Source organism: Streptomyces sp. RP5T (genome assembly GCF_003933965.1).
Lineage (GTDB): Bacteria > Actinomycetota > Actinomycetes > Streptomycetales > Streptomycetaceae > Streptomyces.
The window spans coordinates 1-385 of the sequence record NZ_RSAJ01001323.1 but is presented as its reverse complement, the minus strand read 5'-3'; the positions used below and the strand labels follow the sequence as shown (position 1 = coordinate 385).

Genomic DNA, 385 nt, shown 5'->3' with positions numbered 1-385 from the left:
CGCCCGCCTCATGTCGAGGCGCGGCAGATGGCCCTCGGCGGCCCTGCTCGCCTCCTTCAGGGGGGTGCCCTCGACGCGGTACCGGTCGAGGGCCCGCAGTTCGTGCCCCGGGAGCAGAACGCCGTCCGCGCGGACGACACGCCACCACGGGACGGCTCCGCCGTACAGGGCCATGACCCGGCCGACCTGGCGGGGGCCGCCCTCCTCCAGCCACTCGGCGACGTCGCCGTACGTCATGACGCGCCCGGGCGGGATGCGTTCGGCGACGTCGAGGACCCGCTCGGCGTACTCCGGCAGCGCGCCCGCGTACTGCGGGTGGGCATCCGCGTACTCCGGGTGGGCGTCCTGAGGAAGGCTCTGCTCGCTCATCCGCCCCATCCTGCCC

General features: G+C 75.1%; 1 protein-coding gene. It reads right to left on the bottom strand.

The window, feature by feature from the left end:
* On the bottom strand, positions 1 to 369 hold a 369-nt coding region (locus EHS43_RS46030; RefSeq protein ID WP_125196165.1), incomplete at its 3' end, for an MGMT family protein.
* Positions 370 to 385: the final 16 nt, after the last annotated feature.